Genomic DNA, 22,762 nt, shown 5'->3' on the forward strand with positions numbered 1-22,762 from the left:
AGATGTGTCGCCCGGGCGGGCAGCCACCCGCTCTCGCGGGAAGCGGCGCTCAAGGCAATGGCGTCCATTCCTCGTCCGCCGGCAGCGGGGCGAAGATCGCCTCGATCAGGTCGTCGGTCACGCCTTCGGGCGTGGCCGGGTTCCAGCGCGGCGCGTGGTCCTTGTCGACGATCACCGCGCGCACGCCCTCGGCGAAATCGGGGCGGACCAGCACGCGGCTGGCCACGCGATATTCCATCGCCATGTTGTCCGCGAAATCGGTCAGCGAAAGGCTGTCGTGCAATTGCCGCAGCGCCACCTTGCAGGTCTGCGGGCTCTTGTGGCCCAGCGTTTCCAGCGTCGCGCGCGCCCAGTCGCCGTCCTCGGCCGCCAGCGCGGCCAGGATGTCCTCGTACCGGTCCGACGCGAACGTCCGCGCGATCGTTTCGGCCACGGCGGCGATCTTCGCTTCGGGCGGCACGGCGGCCAACGCGTGTAGCGTCGCAGCGACAGCGGAAGGATCGGCGGCGATGCGCGCCTTGGCCTCCGCCGTGGCGGCGGACGGCAGATAGTGCGTGGCAAGGTCGGCCCAAAGGCATTCCGCGCCGTCCAGCCGCGCCCCGGTCAGCGCCAGATACGGACCCAGCCGGCCGTGCAGGCGCGAAAGATACCAGCCGCCGCCAACGTCCGGAAACAGGCCGATCCCGGTTTCGGGCATGGCTAGCCTGGTCGCCTCGGTCGCCACGCGGTATTGCGAAGGCCCGGCAAGGCCCACGCCGCCGCCCATGGTGATCCCGTCCATGAAGGTCACCACCGGCTTGGGATAAGTGAAGATCAGGTGGTTGAGCCGGTATTCGTCGAAGAAGAACTGGCGGCCCGATGCGCCACCATCGTTCAGCGCGGAATTGCGCAGGAAGGCGATGTCGCCGCCGGCGCAGAACCCGCGCGACAGTTTGGGATCACCATCGGGCGCAACTGCGTGGTCCAGGATCACCACCTGTACCGCCGGATCGTCGCGCCAGGCCAGCAGCGCTGCGGTCATGGCGTGGACCATCGGCAGCGTCAGCGCATGAATTGCCTTGGGGCGGTTGAGCGAGAGGAAGCCGGCGGCGCCTTCGGTGCGGATCAGAACGTCATCGGTCACTTCAACAGGTCCCTTCCCACGATCAGGCGCATCACTTCGTTTGTCCCCTCCAGGATGCGATGCACGCGCAGGTCGCGCCAGAAGCGTTCGATCGGGTAATCGCGCAGATAGCCATAGCCGCCGAACAGCTGGAGCGCGCGGTCGACCACCGAGGACCCGTTGTCGGTCGCCAGCTTCTTGGCCATCGCCGAAAAGCGCGTGCTGTCGGGCGCGCCGGCGGTCACCTTGGCGGCGGCGAGGTAGAGGAGGGCGCGCGCCGCTTCCAGATCGGTCGCCATGTCGGCCAGCGTGAACTGGGTGTTCTGGAACTCGGCGATCGCCTTGCCGAACTGCGCGCGGTCCTTGACGTAGCCGACCGCCTCGTCGAGGCAGCGCTGCGCCCCGCCAAGCGAACAGGCGCCGATGTTCAGCCGCCCGCCGTCCAGCCCCGCCATGGCGATGGCGAAGCCCTGTCCTTCCGCGCCGACGCGGTTGGCGACGGGCACTTTCACGTTGTCGAGGATGACCTGCGCGGTGGGTGAGGCGTTCCAGCCCAGCTTCTTCTCGGGCGCGCCAAAGCTGACGCCCGGCATGTCCTTCTCGATCACCAGGCAGGTGATGCCCTTCGGCCCATCGTCGCCGGTGCGCACCATCGTCACGTAGAGATCGTTCACCCCGCCGCCCGAGATGAACTGCTTGGTGCCGGTAACGACGTAGTGATCGCCTTCGAGGCGGGCGGTGGTCTTGAGCGCCGCCGCGTCCGAACCGGAACCCGGCTCGGTCAGGCAGTAGCTGGCCATCAGGTCCATGGTGACGAGGCCCGGCAGCGTGCGCGCCTTGATCGCGTCGCCACCGAACTTGTCGATCATCCACGCCGCCATGTTGTGGATCGAGATGAACGCGCTGGTCGCCGGGCAGCCATAGGCCATGGCTTCCATGATCAGCGCCGCTTCCAGCCGCCCGAGGCCGATGCCGCCCGCTTCCTCGCTGACATAGATCGCGCCGAAGCCCAGTTCGGCGGCGGCCTTGATCGTTTCGCGTGGAAACAGGTGTTCCTCGTCCCACTGCGCGGCGAAGGGCGTGATCGCGTCGGCGGTGAACCGCCGCGCCATCTCCTGAATGGCGCGCTGGTCCTCGGTAAGCTGGAACTGGTCGGTCATCTGGCGCCTTACCCCATCGTCGGAATGACGAAGGCGTTGCCCCCGTCCGGCGAACCGTCGGGCCAGCGCTGGGTCACGGTCTTGACCTTGGTCCAGAACTTCACGCCTTCCATGCCGTGCTGGTTGGTATCGCCGAATGCCGACCGCTTCCAGCCACCAAAGGTGTGATAGGCCACCGGCACCGGGATCGGCACGTTGATGCCGACCATGCCGACATTGACCCGCGCCGCGAATTCGCGCGCGGCATGGCCGTTGCGGGTGAACAGGGCGACGCCGTTGCCGTACTGGTGCTTCGAGGGCAGCGCGAGCGCTTCCTCGAAGTCCTTCGCGCGCACGATCTGCAGCACCGGGCCGAAGATCTCGTTGTGGTAGCTGTCCATCTCCGCGGTGACGTGATCGATCAGCGTCGGGCCGACGAAGAAGCCGTTCTCGTGGCCCTGCAGCGTGAAGCCGCGCCCGTCGACGACCAGTTCGCCGCCTTCCTCCACGCACTTCGCGATCCAGCCCTCGATCTTCTCCTTGTGCGCCTGCGTCACCACCGGGCCATAGTGCGCGTCGGGATCGGTCGAGACGCCAACCTTGAGCGCCTCGATCGCCGGGATCAGCTTGGCCTTCAGGCGCTCGGCGGTGTCTTCGCCCACCGGCACCACCACCGGCAGCGCCATGCAGCGTTCGCCCGCCGAACCGAATGCGGCGCCGGCCAGATCGTTCACCACCTGGTCGAGATCGGCGTCGGGCATGACGATGCCGTGGTTCTTGGCCCCGCCCATCGCCTGCACGCGCTTTCCGGCGGCCACGCCCCGGTTATAGACGTAGTGCGCGATGTCGGACGAGCCGACGAAGCTGACCGCGCCGATCGCGGGATGATCGAGAATCGCGTCGACCATCTCCTTATCGCCCTGCACCACCTGGCAGATGCCTTCGGGCAGCCCGGCCTCCAGGAACAGTTCGGCCAGGCGCACCGGCACCGACGGATCGCGTTCCGAAGGCTTGATGATGAAGGCGTTGCCGCAGGCGATGGCCACGGCCGACATCCACAGCGGGATCATCGCCGGGAAGTTGAACGGGGTGATGCCCGCACCGATGCCGATCGGCTGGCGCATCGAATAGACGTCGATGCCCGGCCCGGCGCCTTGCGTGTATTCGCCCTTCAGCACGTGCGGGATGCCGCAGGCGAATTCCACCACTTCCAGCCCGCGCTGGATGTCGCCCTTCGAATCCGCGATGACCTTGCCGTGCTCGGACGAGAGCAGGCGGGCCAGTTCGTCCATGTTCGCTTCGACCAGTTCCTTGAAGCGGAACATCACGCGGGCGCGGCGCTGCGGGTTGGTGGCGGCCCAGGCGGGCTGCGCGGCCTGCGCGGCGGCGACGGCGCGATCGAGCACCGCCTGGTCGCCCAGCGCGACCTGCGCCTGCACGCCGCCGCTGTTGGGATCGAAGACGTCGCTCTTGCGAGCGGGGGCGCCGCCGGGACCACCGACGATGAAATGATCGATCAGGCGCATTGCGCGAATCCTCTTCCTGACGGGATCGAAGTGACCTCGGCGCTGTCCTGCACTCCGGACCAGTTGCAGGCAACCGGCGATTATGCGAGTTCTACCTGCAATCATGCAGCCATCCGACTGGAACGACTATCAGGCCTTCCTCGCCATCGCCCGCGCCGGGCAGCTGGCGCGCGCGGCATCGGCCATGGGGGTGGACGCCACCACCATGGGCCGTCGCCTGCGCCGGCTGGAAGCGCGCGTCGGCGCCACGCTGTTCGAACAGACGCGCGAAGGGCAGGTGCTGACCGAGGCGGGCGAGGCGATGCTCGTCGATGTCGAGGCGATGGAGCAGGCCGCCAGCCGCATCGCCGAAAGCGCGGCGGTATCGGGCGGGCTTTCGGGCCTGCTTCGGGTGAGCCTGTCCGAAGGCTTCGGCACCTGGTTCGTGGCGCCGCGCGTTCACGGCTTCACCGAAGCGCACCCGCGCCTGATGGTGGACCTTGTCGCTTCCACCGGCTTCCTCAGCCCGTCCAAGCGCGAGGCGGACCTTGCCGTCACGCTCTCGCGGCCGCGCGCCGGGCCGGTGATCGCGGGCAAGCTTTCGGACTATGCGCTGCGGCTCTATGGCTCGTCCGCCTACCTTGCGGCGCACGGCGCGCCCGAACGCCCCGCGGACCTGACCGCCCGGCACCGGCTGGTCGGCTATGTCCCCGATCTGCTGTTTGCGCCGGAACTGCGCTATCTGGCGGAGATCGAGCCAGACCTGTCCGCCGCGCTGCGCAGTTCGTCGATCATCACGCAATACCGCATGATCGCTGCCGGGGCCGGCATCGGTGTGCTGCCCTGCTTCATCGGCGATGACGATCCGGCGCTGGTGCCGATCCTGCCCGAACGGCGCATCACCCGCTCGTTCTGGGTCGTGACGCACAAGGACACGCACAACCTTGCCCGCGTGCGCGCGTTCAAGGACTGGCTGACCGGAATCGTGGCGGCGGAGCGGGGCCGGCTCCTGCCGGGGTAGAGGATGATCGGGTTCGCGCAGGCGAACCCGGAAAATCAGGCTTTCGCGACCGGCGCGTCCTCGCCCAGATCCTCGTACCAGGCTTCGACCGGGCCGCTGAGCTTGAGCGTCAGCGGATTGCCCTTGCGGTCCATCGTTTTGCCCGCCTGCACGCGCACCCAGCCTTCGGAAATGCAGTATTCCTCGACGTTGGTGCGCACCGTGCCCTTGAAGCGGATGCCCACGCCGCGCCGCAGCTTGTCGGCATCGAAATGCGCGCTGCGCGGGTTGATGGCCAGTCGGTCCGGCGGCACGTCCGCGCCAGTGGTCGGGGTGCCGGTTGCGGTTTCGGGCGTCTGGTCGGAAGCGTGGTCGTTCATGGGAAAACGCCTCTATCCCGCTTTCCCCGCTTGTCAATTGACGCGCGGATGTCTAAGGGCGCGCTTCCGCAACGGAAGTGGGCGCGTAGCTCAGCGGTAGAGCACACCCTTCACACGGGTGGGGTCACAGGTTCAATCCCTGTCGCGCCCACCACTTCCCCGGTCCTCACACATTTCGGCTTTGACGGGCATCAATGCCCGCGCTTCTCCCTGCGTCCAGAACGGCGCCGCAACTGGAGGAGAGGTTTCATGCTGAACTTCAACGTGGGTGGCATCGATCGCGTGCTGCGGGTCGTGCTGGGGCTGGTGTTGATCGCGATGGTCTTCGTTGGGCCGAAAACCGGCTGGGGCTGGATCGGCCTTGTGCCGCTGCTGACCGGGCTGTTCCGTGTTTGCCCGCTCTATTCGCTGATCGGCGTGAACACCTGCCCCCGGCGATAGGCGTCCGCGTTTCCGTGATAGGCCCGTTTCTCCGATCGGCCTGTTCCCGATCGGGTTGCAAGGGCCGCGCCGAGACGGCATAGCCCCGGACCATGCACGATATCCGCCTGATCCGCGAAAACCCCGCCGCTTTTGACGCCGCCCTTGCCCGCCGGGGCGTGGAGCCGGTGGCGCAGTCCATCCTCGCGCTCGACAGCGCGCGGCGCGATGTGGCGACGCGGATGCAGGAATCGCAGGCCCGCCGCAACGAGGCGTCGAAGGCGATCGGCGCGGCCATGGGCAAGGGCGACAAGGACACGGCCGAGGCGCTGAAGGCCGAAGTCGCCGCGCTCAAGACCGAACTGCCCGCGCTGGAGGATGAGGAGCGCCGGCTGACCGCGCAGCTCGCCGATGCGCTGGCGGCATGGCCCAACTGCCCGGCCGACGACGTGCCGCCGGGCGAGGACGAGGCGCAGAACGTCGAGGTCAGCCGCTGGGGCACGCCGCGCGCGTTCGATTTCACCCCGCGCGAACACGCCGATCTTGGCCCCGCGCTGGGCCTCGATTTCGAAACCGGCGCGCTGATTTCGGGCGCGCGCTTCACGTTCCTCAAGGGCGGGATGGCGCGGCTGCACCGCGCGCTGGCGCAGTTCATGCTGGACCGGCAGACCGGCGAGAACGGCTATCTCGAATGCATCCCGCCGCTGCTGGTGAAGGATGAGGCGGTGTTCGGCACCGGCCAGTTGCCCAAATTCGCCGAAGACCTGTTCCGCACCACCGACGGCCGCTGGCTCATCCCCACCGCCGAGGTCAGCCTGACCAACGCGGTGCGCGAGCAGATCCTGGCCGAGGCCGCGTTGCCGATCCGCATGACCGCGCTGACCCCGTGCTTCCGTTCGGAGGCCGGCGCGGCCGGGCGTGACACGCGCGGGTTCATCCGCCAGCACCAGTTCGAGAAAGTGGAGCTGGTCTCGATCACCCGGCCCGAGGATTCGGAGGCCGAGCACGAGCGCATGACCGCCTGCGCCGAGGGTGTGCTGCAGGCGCTGGAACTGCCCTATCGCAAGGTGCTGCTGTGCACCGGCGACATGGGCTTCACCGCGCGCAAGACCTACGACCTCGAAGTCTGGCTGCCGGGGCAGGGAGCCTATCGCGAGATTTCCTCGTGCTCCAACTGCGGCGATTTCCAGGCGCGGCGGATGAACGCGCGCTATCGCCCGGAAGGGCAGAAGGGCACCGAGTTCGTCCATACGCTCAACGGGTCGGGCCTCGCGGTCGGGCGCACGCTGGTGGCGGTGCTGGAGAACGGCCAGCAGGCCGATGGATCGGTGGACCTGCCCGCCGCGCTGCACCCCTACCTTGGCGGGCTGACGCGGCTGGTGCCGCAGGGCTGATGCGCGCGCGGCGAACGGCCGCCGGATTCGCGGCGCTGCTGCTGGCGGCGGCGCCGGCCGCGCCATCGTTCGCCCAGAACGCCGCCGGCTCCGGGGCTGGCGCGCCGATCATCGCCTGGACCTACGAAGTCCAGCCGGGCGATACCTTCCGCGCCATCGCGCAGCGCATGGGCGTGACCATGGAAGCGCTGGGGCGGGCCAACGGCATTCCTTTGCCCTATATCATCCGCGTGGGGCAGGTGCTGAAACGGCCCGATCCGGTGCCGGTGCCGCCGCGCCCGGCCCCCGTGCCGACGCCGGCTCCGCAGACATCGACGCCACCCAAGGCGACGCCCCGGCCCGCGCCAGCGCCGCGCCCGGCGCCGCCCTTGCGCCCCGCGCCGGCGCCCCACGTGCGCGAGGCGGGCGCGCCTGCGCTGTCCTGGCCGGTATCGGGCGCGGTGCTGAGCCGCTTCGGCACGCCGGTTCCATCAGGGTCGGTCGCTTCCGGCCAGCGCAACCGGGGCATCGATCTGGCCGCCTACGCCGGGCTGACGGTGCGCGCCGCCGGTGCCGGCACCGTGATCTTCGCCGGCAACGAGCCCGAACGCTTCGGTCAGTTGATCGTCATCGATCACGGGCAGGGCTGGGCCACCGCCTATGCCTATCTCGGCCAGGTGCGGGTGAAGGAGGGCGATGTGGTGAAGGCGCGGCAAGCGATCGCCAGCATCGGCAAGAGTGGCGAGGCGAAGCGGCCGACGCTGCACTTCGAGCTGCGCCGCGACAACGATCCGCGCGATCCGGTCGTGTACCTGCCAGTCCGGTTGTGAGGCCGGTCGGGCACCAGGCACTGCGCCGGCTGATCCGGGTTCCGGTGTGGGCCGACATCGCGTTGCGGCTATCGGCCGCCTTCGCGCTGCTGGCGCTGGTGGTGCTGATCCACTGGATCGATCGCGAAGGGCTGGCCGACAACCATGACGGACACGTCAGTTTCCTCGACGTGGTCTATTTCACCATGATTTCCATCACCACGACCGGGTTCGGCGACATTGCGCCGGTTAGCGATCGGGCACGACTGATCGAAACGGTGATCGTCACGCCGATCCGCCTGGCGGTGATCTTCATCTTCGTGGGCACAGCCTACAACTTCATCATCAAGCGCAGCTGGGAGAGGTGGCGCATGGCGCAGATCCAGAATGCCCTGTCGGGTCACGTCGTGGTGCTGGGCTTTGGCATATCGGGTTCCGAGGCGGTCGCCGAACTGATCGCGCGCGGAACCGATCCCGCGACGATCGTGGTGGTCGACGGGGCGGAAGGGCGGCTGGCGGAAGCAGAACGCATGGGGTGCAACGTGCTGCCCGGCGATGCCACCCGCGACACCACGCTGATCGACGTGCGCATCGCCAGAGCCAGCGCGGTCCTGATTTCCGCCGGGCGCGACGATACCTCGATCCTCATCACGCTGACGGCGCGGCATCTGGCGCCCGGCGTGCCGATCAGCACCGTGGTTCGCGCCGCCGACAACGAAGTGCTGGCGCAGCAGGCGGGCGCTACCAACGTCATCAACCCGGTGCGCTTCACCGGGCAACTGCTCGCCGGCACCGCGCACGGGCAGCACACGGCCGGCTATCTTTCCGATCTCGCGTCCATTTCCGGGCGCGTCCACCTTGTCGAACGGCCGGTGCGCGACGAGGAAGTGGGCCAGCCGCTGACCCGCCTGGCATCCGGCGGGCAGGGCTTGCGCATCTATCGCGGGGGCAAGGCCTATGGCTTCTGGGAAGAGGAAAGCAGGCAACTGGCGCCTGGCGACATGATCGTGGAAATCGTGCCTACGGCGCCGACCGATGGCGCTGTCGGCGGGGCTGCGGCCTGACGGTTACGGGCGATCAGCGGATCAGGAAGAACACCAGACCCATCGCCAGGTAGGCGACCATCCAGAATCCGGCATCAATCAGCGCGAGGCGGGTGGAAATCCGCTGCTGGGTATAGCTGATCCACAGCGACGGGATCACGAAGGCACCGGCAAGGCCGCCCGACATCATGAAATAGAGCCAGGGCTTCACCGCCAGCGTTTCGGGGCCGACGCGCGCGAACATGTGCCCCATCATCGATGCCGTCACCAGCAGCAGCGCGGCCGTGATCGCCAGCGTGCGCGCGGGTGCGGTGCGGGTGCCGAGGCCGCCAGGGCCGACCTCCTCCAGCTTGGCGCGGCCGAACAGCGGCCCATACCACACTGCGGTCACCGTCAACGCGGCGAGCATAGCGAGAAACACCGCCAGCCAGTTCACCGGACCCATTCTGCTCTTTCCTCGCTTCCCGCCTCGCGAGACGGTAGCGAGATGACGTCACATTGGCAATTCGCGGGCGCTGCGATGATGGCTGATGACGCCGAATGATGATGCCGCATGATGACGGGCGGCGCGAATCCGCGTAAGGCGCGGTCGCCATGACATCCCAGGATTCCCCGCTCACGCTTCCCGAACCGCCGCGCGTCGGCATGGTCAGCCTTGGCTGCCCCAAGGCGCTGGTCGATTCCGAACGCATTCTCACGCGCCTGCGCGCCGATGGCTATGCCATGAGCGCGGACTATGCCGGGGCCGACGTGGTGCTGGTCAATACGTGCGGCTTCCTCGATTCGGCCAAGGAGGAAAGCCTGGCCGCGATCGGCGAGGCGATCGCCGAGAACGGCCGCGTGATCGTGACCGGGTGCATGGGCAACGAGGCGGAGCTGATCCGGGCGAAGTTCCCCGACGTGCTGGCCGTGACCGGCGCGCACCAGTACGAGGCGGTGGTGGAAGCGGTGCACGAAGCCGCGCCGCCCAGCATGGGGCCGTATATCGACCTGATCCCGCAGGCGCTGGACGACCAGGGCGGGATCAAGCTGACCCCGCGGCATTACAGCTATCTCAAGATTTCCGAAGGCTGCAACCACGCCTGCGCATTCTGCATCATCCCGTCGCTGCGCGGCAAGCTGGCCAGCCGGCGCATCGATGCCGTGCTGCGCGAGGCGGAGAAGCTGGTGGCGGCGGGGACCAAGGAACTGCTGGTCATCAGCCAGGATACCTCGGCCTATGGCGTGGACGTGCGGCACGAGGAGCGCGCGTGGAAGGGGCATCCCGTGCGCACCCACATGACCGATCTGGCGCGCGAGCTGGGCCAGCTGCGCACGCCGCAGGGCGAGGTACCGTGGGTGCGGCTGCATTACGTGTACCCCTACCCCCACGTCGACGCGGTGATCCCGCTGATGGCCGAAGGGCTGGTGACGCCTTATCTCGACATCCCGTTCCAGCATGCCGCGCCCAGTGTGCTCAAGGCGATGAAGCGCCCCGCCAACGAAGCGAAGGTGCTCGAGCGCATCAGGGCATGGCGTGACATCGCGCCCGATCTTGCCATCCGGTCGAGCTTCGTGGTCGGCTTCCCCGGCGAGACCGAGGCGGACTTCCAGTACCTGCTCGACTGGCTGGACGAGGCCCAGCTCGACCGGGTGGGCGGCTTCCGCTTCGAACCGGTGGATGGCGCCAGCGCCAACCATCTGCCCGATCCGGTGCCGGAGGAGGTCAAGGAGGAACGCTACGCCCGGCTGATGGAAAAGACCGAGGCGATCAGCGCGGCCAAGCTCGCCGCCAAGGTCGGCCGCACGATCCAGGTGATCGTGGACGAGGTGGGCGAGCCGGATGAGGACGGCGATCTGGGCGCGACCGCGCGCAGCCAGGCGGATGCCCCGGAAATCGACGGCGCGGTCTATCTGCGCAACGTGCCCGCCACGCTGAAGCCGGGCGATTTCGCGCAGGTGCGGATCGAGGATGCCGACGCGCACGACCTCTATGGCGTGATCGCCTGAAGCGATCTCCCGCTCCTACTGGTTCGGGTCCGCCACCTTGAACGGATCGGTCGGCGCGGGCTGGGTGGGCAGTGGGCTGCGCGGCAGTTCCTTGTCGCTGTTGGCCGCCTGCCACAGCATCCCCGCCAGGATCACCGAGGCCTGCCGCATGTCGTCCGCGCGCATGTGGTCCAGCGTGTCGATGCTGGAATGGTGGACGCGGCTGTCGTAGTCGAGCGGGTCCTGGATGAACTGGTAGCCGGGCAGGCCGATCGACTGGAGATAGACGTGGTCGGTGCCGCCGGTCTTCTCCGCGACGACGCGGCCCGCGCCCATCGCCTTGAACGGGGCCAGCCAGTCGCCCAGGATCGCGCCCGCGCCCAGGTTGCCCTCGGCATAGATGCCGCGGAACCGGCCCGATCCGTTGTCCATGTTGAAATAGGCTTTCAGCGCCGTGTATTCGGCCTTCGGCGTGATCGGGAAGGCGTTGCGCCACGCCACGTAGGATTCAATGCCCGTCAGCGCGGGATCTACCGGGCGCGAGGCAAGGTGCTGTTCGATATAGGCGCGCGAGCCGAGCAGGCCCTGCTCCTCCCCGCTCCATAGCGCGAAGCGGATCGTGCGCCGGGGCCGGATGCCCAGCTTGGCGATCAGCCGCGCGGCCTCGATCACCGCCACGCTGCCGGCACCGTTGTCGTTGGCGCCATCGCCCGCGATCCAGCTGTCGAAATGCGCGCCGGCCATGACATAGCCCGCCTTGGGATCGGTGCCGGGGATTTCGGCGATGACGTTCTCCGCCATCAGGTTCTTGTCGTCGAAGCGCGCCTCGATGTTCAGTTCGATTTCGGGCGCGGCCCCGGTCTTCGCCAGGCGGACGAGGCGGCGGTAATCCTCCTGCGCCAGTTCCATCGCCGGTACGGCCAGCGTCTTGCCGGGCACGAAGTCATAGCCTTCGCCATGGACCAGCTTGCCATCGCGATAGCTCATGCGCACCAGCGCGAGCGCGCCTTCGGCCTTGAGGAATTCCGTCAGCTTGCGCAGGAAGCTGCGGTTGCGGATCTGCAGCGCTGCGGCTTCGGGATCGAAGCGCGGCTGGTCGAACTTGTCGAATTCGCCGATCTCGGCATCGGTGTAGCGCTTGAACACCGGGTCCTTGGATTCGCTGGTCGCGCCCGGCAGCGAGACGAGCACGATGCGGCCGGCGAGCTTGCCCTTCCATTCGGCGAAGTTCTCTTCCCGGCTCATCGGCGCGACGATCACCGGCGCGCGCACCGCGCCCGTGGTCGGCGGCGACCACGCCACCGGAATTGCCGTCAGCGCGAGCGGGCGGGGCGAGACCATCGCGGCGGACCAGCCGTCGGCGTTCCAGCCCAGCCCGAAGTTGAACGGTTCGGCGTGGACGTTGGTCAGGCCATAGCCGCGCAGCACGTCCATCGCCCAGCGTTCGGCCTTGCGGTGGTTTTCCGAATTGGTGAGGCGCGGGCCGATGCCGTCCATCAGCTGGCTGGCGGTGGTCATCACCGCGCTGCGGTTCATGCCTTCATCGATGATCCGCGCGACGGCGGCGTCCTCGGCCGGCCCGGCCAGCGCGGGCGCGGGCAGCAGCGGCGCGAGCAGGACAGAGAGCGCGGCGGCGGCGCGAAGGGCACCACGAAAGGCAGGACGGCTGGACATGGAAAAGGTTCTCCCCGGAAGGGTTCGGGCCGGAATGGACAAGGCTGCATCCTGCCATCGCCGCGCGCTTTGCCAAGGGGCAATGCCCGGAAATCCCACGCCCTTTTTTGGCCACTTCCCGCGCGCGATCGCGTCGTCAGCGCCGCGCGGGGCGCAGGTCTTCCGGAAGATCGCGGCCTGCGCGATCGTAGGCGGCGCGCAGATCGGCGTCGGCGTCCATGAGTTCGCGTGCGCGGGGCAAGGTCCTGGCCGGATCGGGTACGAGGTCCGTGTCTTCTGGCTGGAGCAGTGTCAGCACGTCGGTCCGCATCTTCGGATCGGTGAGGCCGTCCTTCAGAAACTGCCGCGCGGCCGTCTCGTCCCCAAGGCATTGGGCCGCCCGCACCGACGCTGTCACCGCATCCCGCCAGTGGGCATAGACCGCCTCGCGCAGCAGGCGCTGGTCCTGGCCGGGCTGGGCGTGGTGCGTCGCGCAGAGGCGCAACGCCGACGCGGAAAGCCGGGCATAGGGGGAACCCTGCTCGTTGGCGACCTCGGTTGCGAGCGCGGCGGCCAGCATCGCCCGGTCCCACGCCCCGTGGCGCACCAGCCGTCCGGCGTTGTTGATGACGAAATTGACCATCCAGCCGCGCTCGCGCCACGGCAGGGCGGTGAGCCGGTCGAACAGGGCGTCCGCTTCGGCCGTGCGGCCCAGCGCGTCGAGCGCGCGCACCTCGGCATTGATGATCCAGCCGTCGTACTCGCCCGCCTTGCGCAGTCCCTTGTCGGTATGATCGATCCGCTGCGCCGCCGCGATCGCCTCGTCGAACCGTCCGGCATCGACCAGCGCATCCACCAGGCGCGACAGCACCCGGCGGTCCTCTGGCGCCTTGGAGAGATCGGCGGTGGCGGTCTCCACGCCCTGCAGCAGCATCGTTTGAGCATGGGGGCCGACGCGGCGAGCGAGCATGGGCCAGCCGCTTTCGTAGTCACGATCCACCAGCATATCGAGCGTGGGCTCGGCGTCGCGCAGTTGACCCACCAGCATCTCCGCCACGGCGGTATCGCCCGCCGCCAGCGCCGGGCGCAGAGCCTCGGCCGCCACGGAGCCGCGCATCTCGGGGGTGAGAGACGGAAACGCCGGCGACCGGGCAAGCGCCAGCACCGCGCGATCCTGGTTGCCGATGGCGGCCGTGCGCAGGCCGACGAAGATGGCGGGCCGCTGCAGGCCGGCGAACTCCGCCGCGTTGCCGCGCGCCGCGACATGGCCAAGGTGCTCGGCATAGGCATCGCCGTTGCCCGCGCGCAGGGCGGCCTGCATGGCGAGGAAATCGACCAGCACGCGCAGTTCGTCCCCGTCGCGGCCGAAACCCAACCCTTCGGCCTCCTCCCCCTCGCGCAGCGCATCGGGATAGCGGTCCTGGAACAGCGCGCAGTTGGAACGGAGCAGCGCGGCAATGGCCATCAGCCGCTGCGCCGGACGCCGCCGCGCCATCTCGTCGGTATAGGGCACGGCCTCGCAGACGGCGGGCTTGCCCAGCTTGACCACTTCCTTGCCGAACCGGTCGAACAGCGCGGCATCGTCCATCGCCGCGATCTTTTCCGCCGGGGTCGCGGCGCGGGCGGGGGTGGCAAGCGGGGCAAGGGGCAGGGCCGTGGCCGCCAGCCCCGCGCCTGCCATCAGTGCGCGAAAACCTGCGCGAACCGCCATATGCCCATGCCCCTGTTGCCACGCGCCAAACCCCGCGCCGACGCAGAGTGTCGCGCGGGAAGCCGGCTGTCAAAGCCCGAACGGGCCTATGCTCAGAACAGCCCGCCGTTCAGAACAGGCGGGTGAGCAGGTAGAACGCGGCGCCCACGGCGGCGCTGGCGGGAATGGTGATGAACCACGCCACGACCACGCGCGTCGCCACGCCCCAGCGCACCGCGCTGGCGCGGCGGGCCGCGCCGGTGCCGACGACGGAGCCGGTGATGGCGTGCGTGGTCGAGACCGGAATGCCCATGGCACTGGCGCCGAACACCACGATCGAGCCGGCGGTGGAGGCGCAGAAGCCGGTGTGATGATTGAGCTGGGTCAGTTTGCTGCCCATCGTCTGGATGATCTTCCAGCCGCCCGAGAGCGTGCCCAGCGAAATCGCGGCGTAGCAGGCGATCACGACCCATTCGGGCACGTGGAATTCGCCTTTCAGCGTGCCCGTGGAATAGAGCAGCACCGCGATGATCCCCATCGTCTTCTGCGCGTCGTTGCCGCCGTGGCTGATCGAATAGGCCGCGCTGCTGACCAGGTGGAGCGACTTGAACACGCGCTCCGCCCGGCGCGGCTGGTATCCGCGGAACAGCCAGCTGGTGATCAGCACCATCAGCATGGCCAGCGCGAAGCCGATCATCGGCGACAGGAAGATCGCGACGATCGTCTTGCTGGTGCCCGAGCTTTCCACTGCGCCGAACCCGCCGTGCATGATGCCCGCGCCCAGCAGGCCGCCGATCAGCGCGTGGCTGGACGAGGAGGGAATGCCCTTCACCCAGGTCAGCACGTTCCAGAACATCGCGCCGATCAGCGCGCCGAACACCACCGCCGGCGTCACCACGTCCTTGTCGATGATGCCCTTGCCCACCGTTTCGGCGACGTGCAGGCCCACCATCCAGTAGGCCACGAAATTGCCGACGGCGGCGAACAGCACCGCCTGTACCGGCGAAAGCAGCCGCGTGGAAACCACCGTGGCGATGGAGTTGGCCGCGTCATGCAACCCGTTGAGGAAATCGAAGGCCAGCGCCAGCGCGATGAGGCCGACCAGCAGCGGAAAGGCGATTTCGTGCATGGTGCGCGTTCCCGGCCGGCCGATCAGGCGTGGTCGATGACGAGGGCGTCGATCTCGTTCGCGACATCCTCGAACGCGTCGGCGATCTTTTCGAGGTGCTTGTAGATTTCGCGCGAGACGATGAAGGCGACCAGATCGCCATCGCCGCGCCGGGTGATGAAGTTGGCCTTCAGCCCCGCCTGGTGAACAAGGTCCACTGCGCCTTCCAGCTTGACGATGCGCTCCGTTAACTGGTGCAGGCGCGCGCCGTTGCGTTCCACGTCGCGCAGCAGGGGCATCGCTTCCGCGATGAGGTCGCAGGCTTCGACGATCTTGTCGGCCATGGCCTGCATTTCCGGCTCGAACTTCGCGACTTCGTAAAGCTCGATGGCCGATGCGGCGGCCTGCATTTCGTCGATCGTATCGTCCATGGCGGCGATCAGCGAGGTGATCGCGCCGCGATCGAACGGCGTCAGGAACGTGCGGCGCACGGTGTAGAGCACTTCGCGGATGATATCGTCCGCCTCATGCTCGCGCTTGCGGATCGTGGCGATGTATTCCGCCGCATTGCCTTCCGAACGGGTCAGGCGCGAGAGCGCCTCGGCGGCGGCCACGAGCGTTGCGGCGTGGCGTTCGAACATGTCGAAGAAATCGCCGGACTTGGGCAGAAGGCGCTGGAACCAGCCGAACATCGCTATCGCTTCCGTAAAAAGTTCTGTCCCTGGAGCGAATCGCGGTCTGCGCGGTGCTCGTCGCGCGCACTAGGAGAGTTGCCCGCCTCTCTCAATATGAACGTGCCATATTGTCCACCGGCGCGGCGGCGCGCGAGCCAGCAATGTTTCCTTACACGAAGGCAAAATGGGGGCAAAAATGGCTGCCTATCCCAACGTTTCCGGCGTGAAGCGGCCCCACACCAGACAGAGTGGCAGCGCGCGGCGGACGCAGGCGGAACGTTCCCAAGACAAGTCCAGGGAGGACGTTCCAATGTTCTATCGTGTCGCGGCGGCGGTTGCCGCGCTTGCTTTCTCGGTCCCCGCGCTGGCCCAGGAAGCCCCCAAGCCCATTACCGTTTCCGGGTCTGCCGCCATCGTTTCGGACTATCGCTTCCGTGGCGTGTCGCAGAGTGACCGCGCGCTGGCCGTGCAGGCCGGTCTGACCGTGTCGCACGAAAGCGGCCTCTATGTCGGCACCTGGGCCTCCAACCTTTCGGGCTGGGGCACCTTCGGCGGTTCCAACACCGAACTGGACATCTACGGCGGCTACAAGATGCCGATCGGTGGCGTCACGGTGGACGTGGGCCTGACCTGGTACATGTATCCGGGCGGCGCGGACAAGACCGACTTCGCCGAGCCTTACGTCAAGCTTTCGGGCACCGTCGGCCCGGTCAGCCTGCTGGCGGGCGTTGCCTATGCGCCCAAGCAGGAATCGCTGGGCCGCTGGTATCTGAGCGGGGCGTCCTACGCCACCGGCGTGCCCGATGCGCCGGGCGCCAAGTCGGACAACCTCTACGTCTGGACCGACGCCAGCGCGGCGATCCCCAACACCCCGGTCACGCTGAAGGCGCACGTCGGCTATTCGGACGGCAACGCCGGCCTTGGCCCCAACGGCACCTCGGTCGCGCCCACGGGCAAGTATGCCGACTGGATGCTGGGCGCCGACGTGGCGGTCGGCCCGGTGGTGCTGGGCGTGGCCTATGTCGATACCGACATCAGCAACAAGGAAGCGCTCTACCTCCAGCCGAACTTCTCGCAGACCAAGAACGGCTCCTCGATCGCCGGCGCGGCGGTGGTGGTTTCGGGCACCGTTGCCTTCTGATCGCCTGACGATCGGCCTTTTTCCGCATGCATGAGCCTGCCGCCTGCCCCCTCATCGGGGCGGGCGGCCTTTTTTATGGGCGACAGGATGTTTGTGGAACGGCGGTGCGTTGCCCACCCTCGGCCCCTCCCGCAAGCGGGAGGGGAGAATATGCGAATCCCCTCCCGCTTGCGGGAGGGGCGCGAGACTTGCGCTGCCGCAGGCGGCGTCAGTCGCAGCGGGGTGGGCTACCCACGCGCCGCGTTCTGCTGGCTATGATTTTCACAATGCCGCATTCTTTTTCATCATTCTGAAAATCACAGCCAGCCGATCCGCTTGAAACGATACCATAGCCCGCCGCAGACGGAGAGGATCACGCTCCACACCAGGAAATAGCCGAAGCGCCATTTCAGCTCGGGGATATATTCGAAGTTCATGCCATAGATGCCGGCAATCGCGGTGGGCACCGCCAGGATCGCGGCCCAGGCGGCGAGCTGGCGGGTCATCTCGCCCTGGCGGTGCTGTTCCAGCAGGCTGGCGGTCTCGACGATCGCTGCCAGCGTTTCCTTGACGCCGCGCACCCGCGTCAGCGCACGGTGCACATGGTCCAGCACATCGCGGAACCAGATGCGCGCCGCCGGATCGATCGTCGGCAGGTCCGCCTCGACCAGCCGCGCGCACATTTCCTGCATCGGCCCGATCACCCGTTCGAACCGGCGCAACTGGCGGCGCAGGCGGAAAATACGGCGGATCGTGGCCGGCCCGGGGAAGGTTTCGATCGCCGCCTCCTCCATGTCCTGCGCCACGTCTTCCAGCCCATCGGTGATCGGCTGGTAGCCATCGACGATGAAATCGAGAATGGCGTGCAGCACGTAGTCCGGCCCTTCGGCGAGCCGTTCGGCGCTGGCCTCCAGTTCCTGGCGCAGCGTCAGGTGCGCGCGCGTGCTGCCGAAGCGCACCGAGATGATGAAGTCGGCCCCCAGGAAGAACGCGGTCTGGCCATAGGAGATGATCTCGCCATCGTGCAGGCTGGCCGTGCGCGCCACTGCGAACAGCTGCTTTCCGTAGGCCTCCACCTTGGGCAGCTGGCGCGGATTGAGCGCATCTTCCACCGCCAGCGGATGCAGCCCGTATTGCCGGCGCACCCGCTCCATCTCCTCCACGGTCGGTTCGCACAGGCCGATCCAGTCGAACGTCTGGGGCGGCAGCGGCGCGCGCGGCACGCCATCGAGCACGATGTCGACTTCGTGGGCCTGGCCCTGGCTGTAGCGGCGGGACGCAATGATCGGCATGGGCCTGCTTGTGGCAAAGCCCGCAGTCGCGCGCAATCGCCCCTGGCTGGTCCATCGCGGCGGGCCGAGTCGGCAAGCCGCTGAAGGCGCGAATCGGGCTGGCAATTCGCGGGGATTGCGATAGGTTCGGTTGCAATCAGAAACTGGAGGGGTTTGGAATCATGGGTGCAGCCGCGTTGAAGCCGGAAGGGCAGACGGAAAGACCGGCGACCAGCGCGACGCCGGACGTCGACGTGGCGATCGTCGGTGCCGGCCTTTCGGGCATCGGCATGGCCGCGCACATGCAGATGATGTGCCCCGGCAGCAGCTATGCCATCCTCGAGCGGCGCGAACAGATCGGCGGCACCTGGGATCTGTTCCGCTACCCCGGCATCCGTTCCGACAGCGACATGCACACGCTGGGCTTCATCTTCGAACCGTGGAAGCACGAGAAATCGATCGCGGACGGCCCGGCCATTCTCGAATATCTGAACCGCATCGCCGACGAGCGCGGCATCCGCCCGCATATCCGCTTCGGCACCAAGGTGCTGTCCGCCGACTGGGACAGCGCGCGGGCGCTGTGGACGGTGATGACCGAGGACGAGGCGGGCACCCGCCGGAGCGTGACCGCCCGGCTGCTGTACCTGGGTTCGGGCTATTACGATTACGACACCCCGCATGACGCGCAGTTCGCCGGCCGCGAGGACTTCCGGGGCACGATCATCCATCCGCAGTTCTGGCCGAGCCATCTGGACTATGCGGGCAAGCGCGTGGTGGTGATCGGTTCGGGCGCGACGGCGGTGACGATCGTGCCGTCGATGACGCACAAGGCCGCGCACGTCACCATGCTGCAGCGCACGCCGACGTGGTACGCGATCCGCCCTGCGCGCGATGCCCTGGCCAACGCGTTGCGCCGCATCCTGCCGGAAAAGGTCGCCTATGCGATCACCCGCTTCAAGAACGTGCGGCTGCAGAACCTGGTGTTCAAGCGCGCCCGCAGCCAGCCGGAAAAGGTCAAGGACTACCTGACCAAGAAGATCAAGGCCGCGCTGGGCGACAAGTACGATGCCAAGACCTTCACCCCGCCCTACGATCCGTGGGACCAGCGCCTGTGCCTGGTGCCCGATGCCGACATGTTCGAGGCGATCAAGGCGGGCAAGGCCGATATCGTGACCGATCACATCGACCGCTTCGACGCCACCGGCATCCAGCTCAAGTCCGGCCGCCATCTCGATGCCGACGTGATCATCACGGCCACCGGCCTGCGCCTGACCATGGGCGGCAAGATCGCGCTGAGCCTCGATGGCGTGCCGATGAACTTCGCCGACCATTTCTACTACAAGGGCTGCATGTTCTCGAACGTGCCCAACCTGGTGGCGGTGTTCGGCTATCTCAACGCCTCGTGGACGCTGCGCGCGGACCTCATTTCCGATTACGCCTGCCGTTTGCTCAACACGATGAAGGCAAAGGGCGCGCACGTGGCGACGCCGGTGCTGGCGGCCGATCACGGGCTGGTCGAGGACAACGTGTTCGATTTCTCGTCGGGCTATCTCCAGCGCGCGCTGACTATCATGCCCAAGAGCGCGGCCGCGCTGCCCTGGCGGCTCAACCAGGATTACGTTTACGACAAGGCGTGGATGAAGGCCTCGCCGATCGAGGACGGCATCCTGGCGCTCGGCCGCGCGCAGCCGGCGGCGCAGGCGCAGCCCCAGCTCGAAGCGGCCGAATAGCGATCGTCCGCTCCGGACCCGCGCGGCCTTTGGGGCATCGCGGCCGGGGCACGCTTGCACTGGCGCGGGTTTGCGGTATCGGTTCTTCCCGATGACCAACGAAACCCGCATCTGGACCGCCGCGCTGATCGTGATCGGCGACGAAATCCTGTCTGGCCGCACGCAGGACAAGAACATCGCGCAGATCGCCACCTGGCTGGGCGTGCAGGGCATTCGCCTGCGCGAAGTGCGCGTGGTGCCCGATGTGATGGATGCGATCGTGGAGGCGGTGAACACGCTGCGCGCGCGCAACGACTATCTGTTCACCACCGGCGGCATCGGCCCCACGCACGACGACATCACCGTGGACGCGGTGGCGCAGGCGCTGGGCGTGGACGTGGAAATCCACCCCGATGCGCGCAAGGTGCTGGAGGATTATTACGCCACCCGCGGCGGGCTGAACGAGGGCCGGCTGCGCATGGCGCGCGTGCCGGCGGGGGCGAACCTGATCGAGAACCGCATGTCGGGCGCGCCGGGCATCCGCATCGGCAACGTGTTCCTGATGGCCGGGGTGCCGCACATCACCGCGCAGATGCTCGACGGGCTGACCGGCACGCTGGAAGGCGGGCTGCCGCTGCAATCGGCAACGATCGGCTGCTGGGTTCCCGAAAGCGAGATCGCCGAGCTTCTCAGCAAGACCGAGAGAGCGTTCGACGGGTGCCAGATCGGCAGCTATCCGTTCTTCCGCGAAGGCCGGGTGGGCGCGAACTTCGTGATCCGGTCGACCGATACCGCGCAGCTCGAAGCCTGCGCGGCGGCGCTGATCGCCGGGCTGGAAGCGACCGGGCGGGAAGCGGTGGCAGGCGGCATTTGACCGTACACCGCACGGGCGCCGTGGCCGTGCTGGCGGCGGCGTCGATGGCGGGATGCTCCCCCACGCTGCACCGTTTCGAGGCCACGCTGGCCGCGCAGGACAGCGCGACGCAGGCGCTGGGCGAATGGTGCGCGGCGCGCGGTATCGCGCAACCGGCGACGATCCGCGCCATGGCGGACCGGGATGCGCGCGATGCGCCATCGCCCGCCGTGCGCAAGGCGCTGGGGGTGACGGCGGACGAGCCGGTCGCCTATCGCCATGTCCGCCTGGACTGTGGTGGAACCGTGCTGTCCGATGCGCGCAACTGGTACGTGCCGGCGCGGCTGACGGCGGCGATGAACCGCACGCTGGAGACGACCGACATGCCGTTCGGCAAAGTCGTCATGCCGCTCGGCTTCCGGCGCGAACGGCTGGAGGCGCGGCGTGGGCGGGCGGCGGAATGCCCTGCCGGTACGGTCCTGTCGCACCGCGCGGTCTTGCGTCTGGGTGAGGGAACCGCGATCAGCCTGGTCGTGGAATGCTACACCCGCGCCAATCTGGCGCCGGTCAGAACAGCGCGCTGAGGTTGAACGAGACGTAGCGCGTGGTCCGCCCCGGCGGCGCGTTGGGCGCGTCGGTCAGAAAGCGGCCCTTGGCCAGCAGCACGCCATCCAGTTCCAGCCGCAGATGGCGCGGCAACAGCCAGTAGCGCAGCCGCGCGTCGAACTGGTGCCCGGCGAAGGAGCCCGACCGGCCGCTGGCATCGCGCACGCCAGTGGTGGCGAAACTGTCGCGCGAGTCGGCCAGCCACATCGGATGATAGGTCGCCAGCAGGTCCAGCCGCCGGTCGGACGCGGTTTCCAGCCGGATTCCGGGCGTCACGATATTGGCGCGCGTGACCGCGTTGTAGATGCCCGAAGGCGCGAAATCGCCGCGCCGCATCCCGAACAGCGTATCGAAACGGCCATAGCGGCCACCACTGCCCGCGCCGCTGGCATAGTCGAACTCGATCGACAGGCGCGGGCGCCACGGGCCGGCGAACGTGTAACCCGCATCGGCATGGAAGAACGTGGCGCGCACCGGCAATTCGGGCGCGGTGGCGGCCAGCGAGGTGCGGGTGTGCCCCCACTGGACCATCACCTCCGCCTCGCCATCGGCATGGCCGGGGCGCGGATCGGCGATCACGCGCGCGCTCGCCGTGCTCAGCGACCGGTCGCGGGTAGGGCGGCCGGGGGCGTCGCGTTCGCCGAAATGGAAGAAGCCCAGCTCAGCCGTGATCGGAACCGCCGCGCCCGCGCGTGAGACGGAGCGGCTGACGATCCCGCCCCACAGCACCGCGTCGAAGCTTTCGCGGTCCAGCTCCACCTTGCCGCTGCGCAGCGATGCCGCATCGTCGGGCAGGCGCATCGCCGGCAGGGCATAGATCAGCGTGGCCTGCAAGCCGCGCCGCCCGGCGATGTCCACGCGCACGCCGGTATTGCTGTTGACCGTGTTGCGGTATTCGTCGGCCGCGATCAGCCGGCGCGATCCCAGCGCCAGGGTGAAGCGCCCGCCCTGCACCGAAACCTTGGTGCCCGGCCCCAGTACAGGCCCCAGATCATAGCCGACGAAGGCCTGCACCGGTTCCAGCGTGTTCACTTCGCTGGTGGTCACGGGGGTGCCCGGATCGGCGTTCCACACGCGGCTGTCGTGGATTTCGGTGACCACGCGAAACGACCCGCTGCGATATTGCGCCAGCACCTGCGTGCGCAGGTTGACCAGCGTATCGCTGCTGTCGAAGCCGGGGCGCGCCTGACCGTCGATCGCCTCCACGCGCAAGCGCACGTTGCCGGTTACGCGCAGACCGTCATCCGCTTCCGCCGCGCGTGCGGGTGCCGTCACGGACGCCGTCATCGCGATAGCCATGGAGGCGGTGGACGCTCGCCGCCACAGCGGCCTGGTCCTT

The 22,762-nt window shown here is 68.0% G+C and carries 21 protein-coding genes and 1 tRNA gene; 11 read left to right on the forward strand and 11 right to left on the reverse strand.

Features of this window, described 5'->3' with window-relative positions; translation table 11 throughout:
• Positions 1-49 precede the first annotated feature (49 nt).
• From NMD1_RS08610 to NMD1_RS08620, 3 genes are read right to left on the reverse strand one after another with little or no spacing between them, the layout of a single operon-like run.
• Positions 50-1,123 (reverse strand): enoyl-CoA hydratase/isomerase family protein, encoded by a 1,074-nt coding sequence (locus NMD1_RS08610; RefSeq protein WP_125954424.1) that lies wholly within the window; start codon positions 1,121-1,123, stop codon positions 50-52.
• Positions 1,120-2,262 (reverse strand): acyl-CoA dehydrogenase family protein, encoded by a 1,143-nt coding sequence (locus tag NMD1_RS08615; RefSeq protein WP_125954425.1) that lies wholly within the window; start codon positions 2,260-2,262, stop codon positions 1,120-1,122. Before NMD1_RS08615 ends, NMD1_RS08610 begins: the two co-directional genes overlap by 4 nt.
• 8 nt (positions 2,263-2,270) lie before the next feature.
• Entirely contained in the window at positions 2,271-3,767 is a 1,497-nt protein-coding gene (locus tag NMD1_RS08620; protein WP_124810441.1) for a CoA-acylating methylmalonate-semialdehyde dehydrogenase, read from the reverse strand.
• Positions 3,768-3,870: 103 nt separating this feature from the next.
• Here NMD1_RS08620 and NMD1_RS08625 point away from each other — a divergent pair, with 103 nt between their 5' ends.
• Positions 3,871-4,767, forward strand: a complete 897-nt coding sequence (locus NMD1_RS08625; protein WP_125954426.1) for a LysR family transcriptional regulator — start codon at positions 3,871-3,873, stop codon at positions 4,765-4,767.
• Positions 4,768-4,802: 35 nt separating this feature from the next.
• Here NMD1_RS08625 and NMD1_RS08630 read toward each other — a convergent pair whose 3' ends face one another.
• On the reverse strand, positions 4,803-5,126 hold the full coding sequence (locus NMD1_RS08630) for a DUF3297 family protein (RefSeq protein ID WP_190287317.1): 324 nt from the start codon (positions 5,124-5,126) through the stop codon (positions 4,803-4,805).
• A gap of 79 nt (positions 5,127-5,205) precedes the next feature.
• Here NMD1_RS08630 and NMD1_RS08635 point away from each other — a divergent pair.
• The 5 genes from NMD1_RS08635 (at position 5,206) to NMD1_RS08655 (ending at position 8,792) form a co-directional block, all read left to right on the forward strand.
• A tRNA-Val gene (locus NMD1_RS08635) sits at positions 5,206-5,280 on the forward strand.
• 95 nt (positions 5,281-5,375) lie between these two features.
• Complete coding sequence (locus NMD1_RS08640) at positions 5,376-5,567, forward strand: DUF2892 domain-containing protein (RefSeq protein ID WP_190287316.1); 192 nt, start codon at positions 5,376-5,378, stop codon at positions 5,565-5,567.
• Between the two features lie 92 nt (positions 5,568-5,659).
• On the forward strand, positions 5,660-6,940 hold the full coding sequence (gene serS / locus NMD1_RS08645; RefSeq protein ID WP_125954427.1) for a serine--tRNA ligase: 1,281 nt from the start codon (positions 5,660-5,662) through the stop codon (positions 6,938-6,940).
• Positions 6,940-7,749 (forward strand): M23 family metallopeptidase, encoded by an 810-nt coding sequence (locus NMD1_RS21705; protein ID WP_125954428.1) that lies wholly within the window; start codon positions 6,940-6,942, stop codon positions 7,747-7,749. Before serS ends, NMD1_RS21705 begins: the two co-directional genes overlap by 1 nt.
• A complete protein-coding gene (locus NMD1_RS08655; protein WP_125954429.1) occupies positions 7,746-8,792 on the forward strand; it encodes a TrkA family potassium uptake protein in 1,047 nt (348 codons plus the stop codon). The genes NMD1_RS21705 and NMD1_RS08655 overlap by 4 nt, the downstream gene beginning before the upstream one ends.
• Positions 8,793-8,805: 13 nt before the next feature.
• Here the strand turns inward: NMD1_RS08655 and NMD1_RS08660 are convergent, their stop codons facing one another.
• Positions 8,806-9,216 (reverse strand): DUF1761 domain-containing protein, encoded by a 411-nt coding sequence (locus tag NMD1_RS08660; protein ID WP_199558094.1) that lies wholly within the window; start codon positions 9,214-9,216, stop codon positions 8,806-8,808.
• Positions 9,217-9,365: 149 nt separating this feature from the next.
• On the opposite strand from NMD1_RS08660, the gene rimO reads away from it, so the two are divergent.
• Positions 9,366-10,760 (forward strand): 30S ribosomal protein S12 methylthiotransferase RimO, encoded by a 1,395-nt coding sequence (gene rimO / locus NMD1_RS08665; protein WP_125954430.1) that lies wholly within the window; start codon positions 9,366-9,368, stop codon positions 10,758-10,760.
• Positions 10,761-10,775: 15 nt separating this feature from the next.
• On the opposite strand, the gene NMD1_RS08670 is transcribed toward rimO, so the two are convergent.
• The 4 genes from NMD1_RS08670 to NMD1_RS08685 all read right to left on the reverse strand — a co-directional run bounded on the left by NMD1_RS08670 (position 10,776) and on the right by NMD1_RS08685 (position 15,882).
• On the reverse strand, positions 10,776-12,413 hold the full coding sequence (locus NMD1_RS08670) for a M20/M25/M40 family metallo-hydrolase (RefSeq protein ID WP_125954431.1): 1,638 nt from the start codon (positions 12,411-12,413) through the stop codon (positions 10,776-10,778).
• A gap of 136 nt (positions 12,414-12,549) precedes the next feature.
• Positions 12,550-14,103: a hypothetical protein gene (locus NMD1_RS08675; RefSeq protein ID WP_125954432.1), complete on the reverse strand. Its 1,554-nt coding sequence runs from the start codon at positions 14,101-14,103 to the stop codon at positions 12,550-12,552.
• A gap of 109 nt (positions 14,104-14,212) precedes the next feature.
• Positions 14,213-15,211, reverse strand: coding sequence for an inorganic phosphate transporter (locus NMD1_RS08680; protein WP_124809658.1), 999 nt, complete (start codon positions 15,209-15,211; stop codon positions 14,213-14,215).
• A 23-nt stretch (positions 15,212-15,234) separates the two neighbouring features.
• Positions 15,235-15,882 (reverse strand): DUF47 domain-containing protein, encoded by a 648-nt coding sequence (locus NMD1_RS08685; RefSeq protein ID WP_124809659.1) that lies wholly within the window; start codon positions 15,880-15,882, stop codon positions 15,235-15,237.
• 292 nt (positions 15,883-16,174) lie between these two features.
• On the opposite strand from NMD1_RS08685, the gene NMD1_RS08690 reads away from it, so the two are divergent.
• Positions 16,175-17,005 carry a TorF family putative porin gene (locus NMD1_RS08690; protein ID WP_125954433.1) on the forward strand — a complete coding sequence of 277 codons (831 nt, stop codon included), beginning with the start codon at positions 16,175-16,177 and terminating at the stop codon, positions 17,003-17,005.
• Positions 17,006-17,301: 296 nt separating this feature from the next.
• Here NMD1_RS08690 and NMD1_RS08695 read toward each other — a convergent pair whose 3' ends face one another.
• On the reverse strand, positions 17,302-18,276 hold the full coding sequence (locus tag NMD1_RS08695; RefSeq protein ID WP_124809661.1) for a magnesium and cobalt transport protein CorA: 975 nt from the start codon (positions 18,274-18,276) through the stop codon (positions 17,302-17,304).
• Positions 18,277-18,437: 161 nt separating this feature from the next.
• Here NMD1_RS08695 and NMD1_RS08700 point away from each other — a divergent pair, with 161 nt between their 5' ends.
• The 3 genes from NMD1_RS08700 (at position 18,438) to NMD1_RS08710 (ending at position 21,401) form a co-directional block, all read left to right on the forward strand.
• On the forward strand, positions 18,438-19,985 hold the full coding sequence (locus NMD1_RS08700; protein WP_125954434.1) for an NAD(P)/FAD-dependent oxidoreductase: 1,548 nt from the start codon (positions 18,438-18,440) through the stop codon (positions 19,983-19,985).
• Between the two features lie 91 nt (positions 19,986-20,076).
• Positions 20,077-20,838: a molybdopterin-binding protein gene (locus NMD1_RS08705; protein ID WP_124809663.1), complete on the forward strand. Its 762-nt coding sequence runs from the start codon at positions 20,077-20,079 to the stop codon at positions 20,836-20,838.
• Positions 20,835-21,401 (forward strand): hypothetical protein, encoded by a 567-nt coding sequence (locus NMD1_RS08710; protein WP_125954435.1) that lies wholly within the window; start codon positions 20,835-20,837, stop codon positions 21,399-21,401. The genes NMD1_RS08705 and NMD1_RS08710 overlap by 4 nt, the downstream gene beginning before the upstream one ends.
• Here NMD1_RS08710 and NMD1_RS08715 read toward each other — a convergent pair.
• On the reverse strand, positions 21,385-22,698 hold the full coding sequence (locus NMD1_RS08715) for an alginate export family protein (RefSeq protein WP_233497449.1): 1,314 nt from the start codon (positions 22,696-22,698) through the stop codon (positions 21,385-21,387). The genes NMD1_RS08710 and NMD1_RS08715 overlap by 17 nt on opposite strands.
• Between the last annotated feature and the right edge of the window lie 64 nt (positions 22,699-22,762).

Origin of the sequence: Novosphingobium sp. MD-1, assembly GCF_001014975.1 — a bacterium.
GTDB lineage: Bacteria > Pseudomonadota > Alphaproteobacteria > Sphingomonadales > Sphingomonadaceae > Novosphingobium.